General features: G+C 68.6%; 6 protein-coding genes. All 6 read left to right on the plus strand.

Annotated elements, in window-relative coordinates:
- The first annotated feature begins 637 nt into the window (after positions 1-637).
- Entirely contained in the window at positions 638-1,450 is an 813-nt protein-coding gene (locus tag ACZ7GJ_RS24455; protein WP_470754666.1) for an alpha/beta fold hydrolase, read from the plus strand.
- 18 nt (positions 1,451-1,468) lie between these two features.
- Positions 1,469-2,158: a formyltransferase family protein gene (locus tag ACZ7GJ_RS24460; RefSeq protein WP_470754667.1), complete on the plus strand. Its 690-nt coding sequence runs from the start codon at positions 1,469-1,471 to the stop codon at positions 2,156-2,158.
- Between the two features lie 54 nt (positions 2,159-2,212).
- Entirely contained in the window at positions 2,213-2,926 is a 714-nt protein-coding gene (locus ACZ7GJ_RS24465) for a thioesterase II family protein (RefSeq protein ID WP_470754669.1), read from the plus strand.
- A 243-nt stretch (positions 2,927-3,169) separates the two neighbouring features.
- Complete coding sequence (gene ettA, locus ACZ7GJ_RS24470; RefSeq protein ID WP_470754670.1) at positions 3,170-4,834, plus strand: energy-dependent translational throttle protein EttA; 1,665 nt, start codon at positions 3,170-3,172, stop codon at positions 4,832-4,834.
- Between the two features lie 14 nt (positions 4,835-4,848).
- The gene (locus ACZ7GJ_RS24475; RefSeq protein ID WP_470754671.1) at positions 4,849-5,214 is read left to right on the plus strand and encodes a hypothetical protein; all 366 of its coding nucleotides are present in this window, start codon (positions 4,849-4,851) and stop codon (positions 5,212-5,214) included.
- Positions 5,215-5,973: 759 nt separating this feature from the next.
- On the plus strand, positions 5,974-16,025 hold a 10,052-nt coding region (locus ACZ7GJ_RS24480), incomplete at its 3' end, for an amino acid adenylation domain-containing protein (RefSeq protein ID WP_470754672.1).

Below are 16,025 nucleotides of genomic sequence, written 5' to 3' on the forward strand. Positions count from 1 at the left end.
AGAACCACCAAAGGAGCGGCGGAAAACAGGGGAAACTCGGCCCGCCCCGGGGTCGCGCCCGTTGTCCCGTCGACGGGACAACGGGCGCCCCGTCGTGAGTCGGACCCGCCCCCGGGTCACGGCGGGACGGCCGGGCCCTGACGTAGGCCGGGCCGGTGCACCCGGCACGATGCCCGGTCCTTGTGACGTCGGCCGCCCTACCTTCGCCGGGCCGCGGCGCACCCACTCCTCTCTCGCATCCCCTGTCGGGCAATCCATTCCACGGCGCCTTCACCCGAAATTTCTATGGGGTACTGTCTCGAAAGCGCCGACGGAGTAGAGCCGTTGGCCTCTTTGTGAGCCGACGAAGTGATGCGGGCCGGTCAGGTCTGACCGGAGGTCCGTGCGGGGCGTCGGAGGATGGCCGGTGGCCGGACCGACACATGGCGGCGCCCATCGCCCAGCTCCAGCCGCGTCGGCGACAGGCGGCTGACCAGCGGCGACGCGCCTGGGTCGGGGAGGCTGCGGTCGCCCGTGCGTCCCCCGGAGCGGTGGAACGAGCATGCGCTCCCCGGCATGACCTGATGGTGCGAGAACGACCCCCACCAAGGGAAATTTACCCCTTCGGACCGAATCCTTTTTCCCGAGAGGAGGAGTAGTGCCTCAGGCGGCCGTCAATGGAATCCGTGTCAATTTTGAGGATTCCGGAGCAGGTGAACCCGTACTTCTGGTCATGGGGTCCGGAAGTCCCGGGAAGGTGTGGAACATTCACCAGACACCCTTCCTGAACGGGGCGGGCTATCGAACAATCACGTTTGACAACAGAGGCATCAATCCTCTGGGCGCGGATCAAACCGACTTCACGGTCGCGGACATGGTGGCCGACACGGCTGCTCTGATCGGCCTGCTCGGAATCGAAGGATGCCGACTCGTCGGCGTCTCCTTGGGTGCGTTTGTCGTCCAGGAACTCATTGCCGCCCACCGGGACATCGTGTCTCAGGCCGTCCTCATCGCAACTCGCGGACGGACCGACGCGTTCCGTGCGGCAATGGCCGTTGCCGAAATGGCCCTTCACGACAAGGCGGTCGGCTTGCCTCCGGAGTGCGAGGCCGTGATGCGAGCGACGCAATACCTCTCTCCGCGCACCCAGAGCAGCGACACTCTCATTTCGGACTGGCTTGATCTTCTGGAGTTCCCGACCAAGAACCCTGTCGGTCTTCGCGCCCAGATGGAACTGGATCTGATGCCCAATAGATTGCCGGCGTACCAGAAGATAAGGACTCCCACCCTCGTCATTTCATTCGGTGACGACGTTCTGACGCCGCCTCACCTGGGCAAGGAAGTGGCCGACGCGATACCCGGGAGCGAGTATCGGGAAATTTCCCACTGCGGGCACTTGGGATACCTGGAAAATCCAGACGCCGTGAATAGTGAAATCGTCAGGTTCTTCGGCGGCCGGGATCCTCGATAGTTCAAATTGGAGAGAATTGTGAACATCTTTCTGTCGGGGCGCGGTGTGTTTGCGGTGCAAGTGGCCGAAGCCCTGGTCGACGACGGCCATGCGGTAGTGGGAGTGGCGTCCCCTCCCGCTCGCCAGGGGGGATCGGGAGATGACGCGCTCTCCTGGGACCGGCTCCGCTCGTGGGCCATGGCCGGCGACATCGCGTGGGTCCCCGCCGACGCCCTGAGGGCGCCGCACATACCTGCCGGCACCGACGTCATCGTCGCCGCCCACTCGCACGCGTTCATCGGGAGGGAAACCCGCTCACGCGCCGGAACCGCCGCGATTGGATACCACCCGAGCCTGCTTCCGCTCCATCGCGGCCGGGACGCGATCCGTTGGACCATCCGGGACCACGACAAGGTGACCGGGGGAACCGTGTACCACCTGACGGAACGCACGGACGGAGGTCCGATCGCCGCTCAGGAGCATGTGCTCGTCCCTCCGGGATCGACCCCCGAGAACCTTTGGCGCGAACATCTGGCACCGCTCGGTGTGCATCTCCTGCGCCGAGTCGTCGACGATCTCGCTCGTGGCTGGAGGGTCGAAGTCCCGCAAGAGGAGCGGCTCGCCTCGTGGGAGCCTGCAATGCAGGTTCCGCCGCTCTTCAAGCCGGAACTCATCGCGCTGCCCGGTACCACCATGGTCGACGGCGACAAGTGGTCTTTGTACAGGTGACCCAGCCCGACTCGTGAATGTCCGAACAATCTGCAGACACAGAAAGCACCCCCCATGCTGTCTACCACGCTGATCTGCCTCCCGTTCGCCGGCGCCGGCGCTTCCTTCTTCCGTGGCTGGCGGGCCGCGGCGCCCAGTGGACTGAACGTCCTCCCCGTGCAGCTGCCCGGTCGCGAGGACCGCATAGCGGAATGCGCACACAGAGATGTCGGCAAGGCCGTCGACGGAATGTTCGAGCAACTGCTCCGAGAAATCGACGGGAAACAGCAGGTGGCCCTGTTCGGGCACAGTCTTGGAGCTGTGCTCGCCTACGAACTGGCCCATCGGTTCGGCTCGTCCGGCGGTCCGCAGATCGCACACCTTTTCGTCAGTGGATCACCGGCGCCCGAGAACGGGCGTGAGCAGCACGCCACGGGTCTCAGCGACGAGGAGTTCATCGCCCAGGTCGCCCGGTTCGCGGGATACTCGCATCCGGCCCTCGACAATGACGACATGCGCTCCGTCATACTCCCGACTTTGCGAGCCGACGTGGAGATGCACGAGACTTACCGGCCCGGTTCGGACGCAAAGCTGAGCATCCCGGTCACCGCTATCCGCGGCAGAGACGACGAACTGGTCGACGCCGCTGAAGTCGCCGCCTGGGCCGGGACCACCACAGGGCGGTTCTCCAGTTCTGAGCTTGCGGGCGGGCACATGTATCTGGTGGATCAGGCGCGCCCCCTGCTGCGGCTGATCGCGGCCCGGCTCCAGAAGGCGGAACTCGGTTGATGTCCGGCTGTCGGGCGAGGTCGCACATGCGGCGGGGTGTGGCGGTTCGCCATCTTCGACGACAACGGCCGAAATTTGACCAGGGGACGACCGTGCGGCCGCCAACGGCCCACGGAGGCGAGGTGTTCGACGAGGATGAACTGGCCGAAATCAAACGGCTCTATACCGGTGGGCGGGCCCGTGCGTGCGCTGAGAGGCATGGCCAAAACATGCAACTCAGCCACCTGGCATTAGACTTGAGCTATGGCTGAGCTGATCTACAGTATGCGTAAGGCGCGTAAGGCGCACGGCGACAAGGTGATCCTCGACGATGTCACGCTGGGCATCTACCCGGGTGCCAAAATCGGTGTGGTCGGCCCCAACGGCGCCGGTAAGTCGACCGTTTTGAAAATTATGGCGGGCCTTGAACAGCCGTCCAATGGCGAGGCGTTCATCTCGCCCGGGTTCAGTGTCGGAATCCTTATGCAGGAACCCGCCCTGGACGAGTCCAAGACCGTCCTGCAGAACGTTGAGGCCGGCGTCGCCGGGATCAAGGGCAAGGTGGACCGGTACAACGAGATCGCCGAGCTGATGGCGACCGACTACTCGGACGAGCTCCTCGAGGAGATGGGCAAGCTTCAGGAGGACCTGGACCACGCCAACGCGTGGGATCTGGACGCCCAGCTGGAGCAGGCCATGGACGCCCTGGGCTGCCCGCCCGGCGACTGGCCCGTCGTCAACCTCTCCGGTGGCGAGAAGCGCCGCGTCGCCCTGTGCAAGCTGCTGCTCGAGGCCCCGGACCTGCTCCTCCTCGACGAGCCCACCAACCACCTGGACGCCGAGTCGGTGAACTGGCTGGAGCAGCACCTCTCGAAGTACCCGGGAGCCGTCGTCGCCGTCACCCACGACCGGTACTTCCTGAACAACGTCGCCGAGTGGATCCTCGAACTCGACCGCGGCCGCGCGATCAGCTACGAGGGCAACTACTCCACCTACCTGGAGAAGAAGGCCACCCGCCTCAAGGTCGAGGGCCGCAAGGACGAGAAGCGCCAGAAGCGCCTCAAGGAAGAGCTGGAGTGGGTCCGCTCCAACGCCAAGGGCCGCCAGGCGAAGTCCAAGGCCCGTCTCGCCCGCTACGAGGAGATGGCGGCCGAGGCGGACAAGATGCGCAAGCTGGACTTCGAGGAGATCCAGATCCCGCCGGGCCCGCGTCTGGGCTCGATCGTGGTCGAGGTCAACAACCTCTCCAAGGCGTTCGGTGACAAGGTCCTCGTCGACGACCTGTCCTTCACGCTGCCGCGCAACGGCATCGTGGGCATCATCGGCCCGAACGGCGCCGGCAAGACCACGCTCTTCAAGATGATCCAGGGCCTGGAGGCGCCGGACTCCGGCGAGATCAAGGTCGGCGAGACCGTCAAGATCTCGTACGTCGACCAGAGCCGCGCCAACATCGACCCCAAGAAGACCCTCTGGGCGGTCGTGTCGGACGAGCTGGACTACATCAACGTCGGCCAGGTCGAGATGCCGTCCCGCGCGTACGTCAGCGCCTTCGGCTTCAAGGGCCCGGACCAGCAGAAGCCGGCCGGCGTCCTGTCCGGCGGTGAGCGCAACCGCCTCAACCTGGCGCTGACGCTCAAGGAGGGCGGCAACCTGCTGCTCCTCGACGAGCCCACCAACGACCTCGACGTCGAGACCCTGTCCTCGCTGGAGAACGCGCTCCTGGAGTTCCCCGGTGCGGCCGTGGTCATCTCCCACGACCGCTGGTTCCTGGACCGAGTCGCCACGCACATCCTGGCGTACGAGGGCGAGTCCAAGTGGTACTGGTTCGAGGGCAACTTCGAGTCGTACGAGAAGAACAAGGTCGAGCGCCTCGGTGCGGACGCCACCCGCCCGCACCGCGCCACCTACAGGAAACTGACACGGGAATAGGGCAGGCCCACGACGTGAAGAGCGGTACTTCGCCGTCCGAGAGCTCGCCCGGCGAGGGAGACCAGACAACAGACCTCATCCAGTCGGCAGAGCGAATCATCTACGTCGCGAAACTTCGATACTTGGAAGAGGCTGCGATAAAAATCCTTGAAACCACCGAAGGGCTGGCGCTCACCCCGCTGAACCCTCCATCCGAGATCTTACAAATCGTCACCTACAACGGAACGCATCTGGGGAGGGTTCGACACAGCTCGGACGGCGGATGGTACGCCACTCTCAAGGGCGGCGGCTTTGCCTACGGGCCTCATGCAGATGCGCAGAGCGCCGCTGAGAACCTTTACGTGAAGAGTTTGACCGTACGCCGGAGGCCGGGCACGTAGCGGAACGGCCCGGGTTCGGTCCTCGTGGCGCCCACCCCCATTTCCGGTCACCGGGCGGGGTGGTCCGCCCGGCCTGCTCAGCGGGCGAACAGGCGCGGCGGCGAATTCCGCCGTGCAACACGGGGCTGAAAGCTGGCCGGAATTGATCCAAGGTTGTCCAGATCGTTTCCGGCGGCTGCGCCGCGCCGACTTCGGCGCCCCCCGCCATTGTCTGATGCCCGAATTCGCGCACCCGGGTGATGTCGCGCCCACCGCCTCCGCGCCTTCCTATCGGCGCCCGGTCACCGCTCTCCCAAGCGGAATGGACACTGCCTGTGACCAGCGTTTACATGGCAGTCCCCGGGCTCCCGTAAACCTCTGACGCGCATCCGTGACGTGTGTCACAAAAGGCTTGTCAGCGTCCCGGCTGGCTGATTCAGTCGATCTTGCTTCAGGGAATTAACAAGATGCGTTGGGGGTGCCATGAGAGAGATAAGACGGTCCATCAGACCGCGCCCGACGAGATGGCACCGACTCGGCGTGGAACGGCGTATCCACCAGGTTTGACGGATTCTTCACACCGTCTCCACATCAACGCTCCAATTCACTGGTGTTTCAGCCTCCGGCCTGCTTCTGCGAGCCGTTGATCTTGAACTGAAGGCTGCACCGTGTGCTTTTTCTCGTCGGTATCCGCTCGTTGACGCTCCCATCTTTCTGGAGAAGACACCGGTGCTTGAGTCTGCCGAAGATAGCTGGCCGCTGACTGCTGCTCAGGCCGGCATGTGGTTCGCCCAGCAGTTGGACAGCAAGAACCCGATCTCCTGCTGGAGCGAGTACGTCAGGATCGAAGGTCCGCTCGATGTGCGGCTCTTCGAGGAGTCGTTATTCCGGGTGCTCGACGAGGCCGATGCCCTGCGCGTGCGCATCACCGCGGGCAACGACGGGCCGCAGCAGACCCGCGACTCCGAGACCGACCTGAAGCTGCAATTATTCGACCTCAGGGACCAGCCCCATCCGTTCTCCGTGGCGGAGGAATGGATGCGGGCAGAAGTCGACCGGGTCATGGACCTCTCCCGAGGTCCCCTGGTGACAGAGGCCCTCTTCCGCCTGGCCCCGGACGAGTACGTGTGGTTCCAGCGGATCCACCACGTGGTGCTCGACGGCTTCGGACTGTCGCTGCTGGTCCGCCGCGTGGCGCAGACGTACTCCGCGAGGTCGGCGTCCGACCCGATCGAGCTGGAGGCTCTCGGGAAGTCCAGGCTCCTCGTCGAGGAGGAAGCCGAATACCGGGCTTCGGAACAGTTCGAGCAGGACCGGCGGTTCTGGCTGGAGCGCCTGGCCGACCTGCCGGAGGTCACCGGGCTGGCGGCAGGGTCGGCGACGACCTCCCACACCTTTCTGCGCCGCAGCTCGCACCTCTCTGCGGAAGAGACCGGGAACCTGGCCGAGGCCGCCCGAGCGGCCGGGGGCAGCTGGCCGCGACTGGTGATCGCCGCCACCGCCGCCTACCTGCACCGCATGACCTCGGTGAACGACGTCATCCTCGGGCTCCCCCTCACGGGGCGCACCACCGAGACCGCGCGCAGCATCCCCAACATGTCGTCCAACGTCATGCCGTTCCGGGTGACGGTCCACCCCGGCATGACCGTCACGGAACTCGTCGATCAAGTGTCCCGGGAAGTACGCCTCGTGATGGCGCACCAGCGCTACCGGGTCGAAGATCTCCGGCGTGACCTCAAGCTCGTCGGCGAGGACCGCAGGCTGTTCGGGACCATCATCAACATCATGCGGTTCGACTACGACCTCCGCTTCGGCGAGAGCAAGGCCGTGGCCGACAATCTCGGAACCGGACCCGTCCCCGACCTGTCGGTCCTCGTTCACGACCGCGGCGACGGCCGCGGCATCCGCGTCGACTTCGACGCGAACCCGGCCCTCTACACGGAGGAGGACCTCGCCGGTCACCAGCAGCGCTTCATGCGGCTGCTGGCGAGCATGGCAGCCGGTCCCGAACAGCGGGTCGGGAGCCTGGAGTTGCTCGGCGATGAGGAACACCTGGCCCTTCAGCGGTGGAACTCCACCGGGACCGAGGGCGCCGCGCCCCCGCTCTCCGTGCCGGCGGCCTTCGCCGCACGAGTCGCATCCCGGCCCGATGCCCCGGCGCTGCGGTACGGCGGGGGGCGACTGACCTACGAGGAGCTGGACCGCAGGGCGAACCGCTTGGCGAACGTCCTGATCTCGCGCGGTGTGCGCCCCGAGGCAGCGGTCGCCGTGTTCATGGAACGGTCGGACAGCCTCGCCGTGGCCGTTCTCGCCGTGCTGAAGGCCGGCGCCACGTACGTTCCGATCCACCCCAGCTACCCGGCTGCCCGCCGGGAGCACATCATGGGCGAGACGGCCGCAGCCGTCCTCCTCACCGACCGCGTCACCCGGACCGACCGGTTCGTCCACGACGCCGAGGTCATCGTCGTCGATGCCGACCCCCGTGTCGCGGCCGGTGAGCCGAGCGCGCCGAAGGTCCGCGTCGAGCCGGACCAGCTCGCGTGCGTGGTGTACACCTCGGGATCCACCGGCACGCCCAAGGGCACCGCCCTCACACACGCGGACATCGTCGAACTGAGCCGCGACCGGTGCTGGGACGAAGGGGGCATGGAGCGGGTCCTGTTCCACACGCCCCACGCCTGGGACGTGCTGATCCTCGAATGCTGGGTACCGCTGTTGACCGGCGGCGAGGTGGTGATCGCGCCCGGCGGCGACCTGGATGCCCACACCCTGCGCGAACTCATCGCCGAGCACGGCATCACCGGACTGTGGCTCACGGCGGGCCTCTTCCACGTCCTCGCGGAGGAGAGCCCCGAATGCTTCCGCGAGGTCCGCCAGGTGTGGACAGGCGGCGACGTGGTGGCCCCCGCCGCCGTGCGCCGCGTCATCGGCGCCTGCCCGGGAACGGTCGTCGTCAACGGCTACGGCCCCACCGAGACCACGGTGTTCGCCTCCCGCAACCCCATGCGCGCACTGCCGGAGGAGGCCGACTCCGTACCGATCGGCCGGCCGCTGGACAACATGCGGTTACACGTCCTCGACGCGGGCCTGTCGCCCGTACCCGCCCGGGCGGTCGGTGAGCTGTACATCGCCGGCGCGGGTCTCGCGCGCGGCTACCTGAACCGCCCCGATCTGACCGCGGGACGCTTCGTGGCCGATCCCTTCGGTCCCGCCGGGCGCCGCATGTACCGTACGGGCGACCTCGTGAAGAGGCTGCCGGACGGCCGGCTGGAGTTCGTCGGCCGCGCCGACGACCAGGTCAAGATCCGCGGATTCCGCATCGAGCTGGGCGAGGTCGAGTCCGCGCTCGCACGCCACCCGGACATCGCCCGGGCCGTGGCCCTGGTACGGGAGGACAGGCCCGGCGACAAGCGCCTCGTGGCCTACGTGGTGCCGGTGCGCCACGCACGCCCGCACCCGGACGACCTCCTGCGCCACTTGCGGGAGTCGGTACCCGCGTACATGATCCCGGCGGCCCTCCTCGTCATGGACGAGCTGCCGCTCACGAGCCACGGCAAGCTGGACCGGGCAGCCCTTCCGAAGCCCGACTTCCGGACCGCGAAGCCCGGCCGCGAAGCACGCACCCCGCAGGAGGAGATCCTCCGGTCGATGTTCGCGGACGTCCTCGGGCTGGCCGTGATCGGTGTGGACGACGACTTCTTCACGATGGGCGGGGACTCCCTCCTCGCCACCAGGCTGATCAACCGCGTGCGCCACGGGCTCGGCGCCCAGGTGTCGATACGCGACCTGTTCCAGCAGCCCACCGTGTCCGGGCTGGCATCACGGTTGGCCGGCGCGGAGTCGGCCGGGGTGGCCCTGACCGCCGCGCCGGTACGCCCCGAACACCTGCCGCTGTCGGACGCGCAAGCGCGGTTGTGGTTCCTGAACGATGCCCACGACGCGGCTGCCACCTACAACATCCCGCTCGTGCTGCACCTCGACGGCGAGCTCTCTCGGGAGGCCCTCCGGGCCGCCCTGGGAGACGTGCTCCAGCGGCAGGAAGTCCTGCGCACCGTCTACCCGGAGACCGAGGGGGTGCCGTACCAGCGACTGCTGGACCCCGGCACGGCCCATCCGGACCTGCGGGTCGTCGAAACCAGCGGGAGCCGTGTGGAGGCGGAGATCGAGGCCGAGGCGCGCCGCGGCTTCGACCTCAGGACCGAGCTGCCCATACGCACCACCCTGTACGCGATCGACGAGAGCCACCACGTCCTGCTGGTCCTGCTGCACCACATCGCAGCCGACGGCTGGTCCCTCGCACCGCTGACACGGGACGTGAGCACTGCCTACCGCGCACGCCTCGACGGCCGGACTCCGCAGTGGAAGCCCCTGGCCGTGCAGTACGCCGACTACACGCTGTGGCGGCGGGAGGTCCTCGGCGACAAGGAGGACCGGGACAGCGTCATCGGCCGCGACATGGCCTTCTGGAAGGAGACCCTGCGCGGAGCACCGGCAGAGCTGGCCCTGCCCGCCGACCGTCCCCGCCCCTCACTGCCCAGCCACCGCGGGAGCGCCGCCCCGGTCGAACTCGGCGCCGAACTGCACCACAAGGTCGTGGAACTGGCGCGTGCGCACCAGGCCACCGTGTTCATGGTGCTGCAGGCCGCCCTCGCCTCGCTGCTGACCCGCATGGGCGCCGGCACCGACATCCCCATCGGCACACCGGTCGCCGGCCGCGCGGACGAAGCGCTCGACGACGTCGTGGGGTTCTTCGTCAACACGCTCGTCCTGCGCATGGACACGGCCGGCGACCCCGCCTTCGGCGAGCTCGTCGACCGGGCGCGGCGCACCGACCTGGCCGCCTACGCCCATCAGGACGCCCCGTTCGACCAGGTCGTCGACGCGGTCAACCCCGTGCGGTCCGCGGCATGTCACCCGCTGTTCCAGGTGATGCTCGCCCTGCAGAGCGACGATCCGGCCGCCCCCGAGCTGCCCGGCCTCACGGCCACCGTGGCACCGATCAAGGCACTCGCCGCGAAGTTCGACCTCCTCCTCAACCTCACGGAGCGCCGGAACCCCGGGGGAGACCCCGCGGGGCTCGTCGGCGCCCTCGAGTACAGCAGCGATCTCTTCGACGCGTCCACGGCGGAAGCACTCGTCGGACGACTGGTACGGCTGTTGGAGGCCGCGGTCACCGATCCCGGCCGGCCGATCAGCGCGTACGACGTCCTCACGCCCGCCGAGCGGACGGCACTGGAACCCGCGACCGCCGCGGCGGACCGCTCCGGGGCCACCATCGTCACGCGCTTCGAAGCGCAGGCCGCGACCACCCCGGACGCGATCGCCGTGACCTGCGACGGCACCGCGCTGACCTACGCCGAACTGAACCAGCGGGCCAACCGGCTGGCGCGACTCCTCGTCAGCAGGGGGGTGGGGCCGGAACACCTGGTCGCCCTGGCCCTGCCGCGCTCCACCGACCTCGTCCTGGGAATGCTCGCGGTGCTGAAGGCGGGCGCCGCCTACCTGCCACTGGATCCGGCCTACCCGGCGGAGCGCCTCTCCTACATGCTGCGCGACTCCGAGCCCGTGTGCCTGGTGACAACGGCCGGGCTCGTGACCCGCCTGCCCGACGGGGTCCCGAGCGTCGTACTCGGCGACCCGGCCACGGCGGCGGAGCTCGCCGGGCACCGCGCATCCGACGTGAGCGACGAGGAGCGCACCACGCCGCTGCTGCCGGAGCACGCCGCGTACGTCATCTACACATCCGGGTCGACGGGCAACCCCAAGGGTGTCGTGATCCCCCACCGCAACGTGGTCCGACTGTGCGACGCCGCGGACGGCCTCTTCCGGTTCGGCGCGGGCGACGTATGGACCCTCTTCCATTCCTACGCCTTCGACTTCTCCGTCTGGGAGGCCTGGGGCGCCCTCCTGCACGGTGCCCGGCTCGTAGTGGTCCCGCACGCCGTGACCAGGGACCCCGAGGAGTTCCTGAAGCTGCTCGGACGGGAACGCGTCACGGTGCTCAACCAGACCCCGTCCGCCTTCTACCAGCTGTTGCAGGCGGACAGGGAGAGCACCGGGCCGTCGACCACGTCCTCACTGCGCTACGTCATCTTCGGAGGCGAGGCGCTCGACGTGGGCAGGCTGCCCGACTGGTACGAGCGCCACGCCGACGCGGCGCCCCTCCTGGTGAACATGTACGGCATCACCGAGACCACCGTGCACGTCACCCACCTCGAGCTGAGCGCCGGCATGCAGGCCGTCCAGGGGCGCAGCCCGGTCGGCGGGGAACTCCCCGGCCTGCGGGCCTACGTACTCGACGGCCGCGGACGGCCCGTCCCGCCCGGCGTGGTGGGCGAGATCCACGTCGCGGGGTACGGCCTCGCGCGCGGCTACCTGAACCGGCCGGGACTGACCGCCGAGCGGTTCGTCGCCGACCCCTTCGGCACCCCGGGAAGCCGGATGTACCGCACCGGCGACCTGGGCCGGCGCCGCGCCGACGGGACGCTCGAGCACCTGGGCCGCGCCGACTCCCAGGTGCAGCTCCGCGGATTCCGCATCGAGCCGGGCGAAGTCGAAGCCGTACTCACCGGCCGAGACGACGTGGCACAGGCGGTGGTACTCGTGCGAGAGGACCAGCCGGGGGACCAGCGGCTGGTCGCCTACGTCGTGGCCGGCAAGGGACATGCCCCCGACCCGCGGGCGCTGCGCACCCACGCCGCGCGGCTGCTGGCGGAACACATGGTGCCGGCGGCGTTCCTGATCGTGGACTCCATACCGCTGACGGCCAACGGCAAGCTGGACCACGCGGCACTCCCCGCCCCGGACGGGGCCGCCACCCCGCCCGGCACCGTCCGGCCCGCGGGCAGCCAGCAGGTGGAGATCCTGTGCCGGCTCTTCGAGGACGTCCTCGGCCTGCGCACGGTGGGCGCCGACGACAACTTCTTCGACCTCGGCGGACACTCGCTCCTCGCGACCCGACTGGCCGGCCGGATCCGCACCGTACTCGGCGTGGAGTTCTCCGTCACCAGCCTGTTCGAGGCGCCCACGCCCGCCCGGCTGGCCGATCGGCTGACGGAGACCAACGCCGCGGCTCGCCCGGTGGTGACCGCGATGCCGCGACCGCCCCAGGTCCCCCTCTCCTTCGCACAGCGGCGGCTGTGGTTCCTCCGGCACCTGGAGGGGCCGAGCGCCACCTACAACATCACCTTCGCGCTGCGCGTGGAGGGGAAGCTGGACACGGCGGCCCTGCGAGCGGCCCTCGGGGACCTCGTCGAACGCCATGAGGCGCTGCGGACCGTGTTCCCGGAGACCGGTGGAGTACCGCGCCAACACGTGCTCACTCCCGAAGAGGCGCGCCCCGCACTGCGCGTGACGCGGAGCAGCGCCGCGCGGGTCCCCGGCGACCTTGCCGAAGCCGCGCGCCACCAGTTCGACGTACTCACCGAACCGCCCCTGCGCGCCGAGCTGTTCGAGCTGGCCGAGGGAGGCCAGGTGCTCCTGCTCCTGCTCCACCACATCGCCGGAGACGGCTCGTCCGTGGCCCCGCTGACCGCTGACCTCGCCGCCGCGTACGCGGCCCGACTGGCCGGTACCACCCCCGACTGGGAAGCCCTCCCCGTCCAGTACGCGGACTACACCCTGTGGCAGCACGAGCTCCTGGGCGATCCGGACGACGAGGAGAGCATCGCCGCCGGCCAGCTGGAGTTCTGGCGCGCCGCGCTGGCCGGCCAGCCGGACGAGATCCCCCTGCCCGCCGACCGGCCCCGGCCCCAGGCGTCGAGCTACCGCGGCGGAACGGTCCGCTTCGAGCTGCCCGCCGAACTGCACCAGGCCCTGGCCGCAGTGGCCCGTGCACGGGGCGCCAGCCTCTTCATGGTCCTCCAGGCGGGCGTCGCCGCCCTCCTGACCCGCCTCGGCGCCGGCACCGACCTGCCCATCGGGACACCGGTGGCGGGCCGTACGGACGAGGCCCTCGACGGACTGGTCGGCTTCTTCGTCAACACCATCGTGCTGCGCACCGACACCTCCGGAAATCCCTCGTTCGCAGAGCTGGTCCAGCGGGTGAGGACGACCGACCTCGCCGCCTACGCCCACCAGGACCTGCCGTTCGAGCGGCTGGTGGAGATGCTGAACCCGCAGCGCTCGCTGTCCCGCCAGCCCCTCTTCCAGGTGCTCGTCGCCCTGGAGAACGCCGCCGCGGGGCCGGCGTTCCGGGGAGTGGAGGTCCGCCCGGAGCCCGTCGACCTCGCCGTCGCCAAGTTCGACCTCTCCTTCGGGCTGAAGGAGCGCCAGAGCTCCGACGGCACTCCCGACGGCATCGACGGCACCGTCGAGTACAGCGCGGACCTCTTCGACCACAGCACGGTCGACGGCATCGCCGGACGGCTGGTCCGCCTGCTCGAAGCAGCGGCTACGGATCCCGACCGCCCCATCGGCGATATCGACGTGCTCAGCGCCCAGGAGCGGGACAGCGTCCTCGGCACCTGGCTCGGAGACACCGCCGACCACCCGCGGGGTTGCCTGGCCGAACTGTTCGAGGCCCAGGTACGCCGCACACCGGACGCGGTCGCCCTCGCGGGCAACGGCGCCGAGATCACCTACGCCGAACTGAACGTCCGGGCCAACCGGCTGGCCCGCTCGCTGGTCCGCCGCGGCGTGGGTCCGGAGGAGGTCGTGGCCGTCTGCCTGCCGCGGGGTCCGGAGTTCGTCACGGCGGTGCTCGCGGTCCTCAAGGCCGGCGGAGCCTACCTGCCCCTGGACCCGGACTACCTGGGCGAACGCGCCGCGTACATGCTCCAGGACGCCCGCCCGCTCCTCCTGATCACCTCAGCGGCACTGTCGGATGCCGACTTCGGCACGTTCGACGGCGGCACCCTCCTGCTGGACACGGCGGAGGCCGCCTCCGAGACGGCCGGGCACCCGGGCGACGACCTGACCGATACCGACCGCCTGGGCGTCCTCACCCCGGTGAACACGGCGTACGTCATCTACACGTCGGGCTCCACCGGCGGGCCGAAGGGCGTGCTGGTGCCCCACGCCGGTGTTCCCAACATGGCCTTCACCCTGATCGAGGACGCCAAGGTCGGGCCCGGCAGCAGGTTCCTGCAGTTCGCCTCGGCCAGCTTCGACGCGGCGGTGCCCGAGCTGTTCATGGCTCTGCTGTCCGGGGCCACGCTCGTGATCCCTTCCAGCGAGCGGATGCTGCCCGGAGAGGCCATGGCGGACCTCTGTGAGTCGGAGGGGATCACCCACGCCATCCTGCCGCCGGCCGCCCTCGCCGTACTCCCCGACCGTGCCCTGCAGGCCGGCAGCACGATCTACACCGTGGGTGAGGCTTGCCCGCCGGAGGTGGCGGGGCGATGGTCCGTACGGCACCAGCTGATCAACGCGTACGGCCCGACCGAGGGCACGGTGTGCGTCACGGCCAGCGACCCCCTCACCGGGGAGGGCGTTCCCCCGATCGGTCGTCCTTTGGACAACACGTTGGTGTACGTGCTGGATTGGGGGTTGCGGCCGGTTCCTCCGGGGACGGTGGGGGAGTTGTACATCGCGGGTCCTGGTGTGGCGCGTGGCTATTTGAATCGGGTGGGGCTGACGGCGGAGCGGTTCGTGGCCGATCCGTTCGGGGCTGCGGGTTCGCGGATGTATCGCACGGGGGATCTCGTGCGTTGGCGTGACGGGGGTGAGCTGGACTTCGTCGGCCGGGTCGACGATCAGGTGAAGGTCCGGGGGTTCCGGATCGAGCTGGGCGAGGTCGAAGCCGCACTGGCCGCGTTCTCCGGCGTCGCCAGGGCCGTCGCGATGGTCCGGGAGGACCGCCCCGGGGACAAGCGCCTCGTTGGATACGTGGAGTCGACGCCCGGAGCAGAGGTCACCGCTCTCGGCGTCCGCCGCAGCCTCAGCGACGTGCTGCCCTCGTACATGGTCCCGGCCGGCATCGTCGTCCTCGAACGCCTACCGCTCACCATGAGCGGCAAGGTCGACCGCAAGGCCCTCCCGGAACCCGTCTACGAGACGGAGACGAGCGGTCGCGCATCGCGTACTCCGGTGGAGGAGGTGTTGTGCGGGCTGTTCGCCGAGGTGCTGGGTGTGCCTCAGGTGGGTATTGACGACAACTTCTTCGATCTCGGCGGCGACAGCATCATGTCGATCCAGCTGGTGAGCCGAGCCCGTGCCGCCGGACTGTTGATCACGCCTCGAAACGTCTTCCAGCACTCGTCCGTGGCCGAACTGGCTCGTGTTGCCAGTCCGTTGGTGGATGGGGTGGGTGTTTCTGGTGGGGATGTGGGTGTGGGTGGTGTGGTGCCGACGCCGGTGGTGCGGTGGTTGTTGGAGCGTGGTGGGCCGGTTGGGGGTTTTTGTCAGTCGGTTGTGGTGGGTGTGCCGGGGGGTTTGAGTGTTGAGGGTTTGACGGCTGTGGTGCAGGCGGTGGTGGATCGTCATGATGTGCTGCGGTTGTGTGTGTCTGGTGGGGTTGGGTGGGGTTTGGAGGTTGGTGGGGCGGGGTCTGTTGCTGCTGGTGGTCTGGTGCGGCGGGTTGATGTCGCGGGTTTGGACGGGGTGGCTGTTGAGGGTGTGGTTGAGGGGGAGTTGGAGGCGGCTCGGGGGCGGTTGGATCCGTTTGCCGGGGTGATGTTGCAGGTGGTGTGGCTGGATTCGGGGCCGCTTGTTGCGGGGCGGTTGTTGTTGGTTGTTCATCACTTGGTGGTGGATGGGGTGTCGTGGCGGATTTTGCTGCCTGATTTTGCTGCTGCGTGGGCTGCGGTGGAGGCGGGTGGGGAGGTTCGGTTGGAGCCGGTGGGGACGTCGTTTCGCCGGTGGGCGCAGCTGTTGTCGCGGGAGGCGGTGGC

The sequence above is a fragment of the Streptomyces sp. NPDC037242 genome, assembly GCF_055604165.1.

Bases quoted from the DNA above. Each gene is read 5' to 3' on its own strand.
- ACZ7GJ_RS24465 (WP_470754669.1), top strand. From the start codon at position 2,213: ATGCTGTCTACCACGCTGATCTGCCTCCCGTTCGCCGGCGCCGGCGCT.
- ettA (WP_470754670.1), top strand. From the start codon at position 3,170: ATGGCTGAGCTGATCTACAGTATGCGTAAGGCGCGTAAGGCGCACGGC.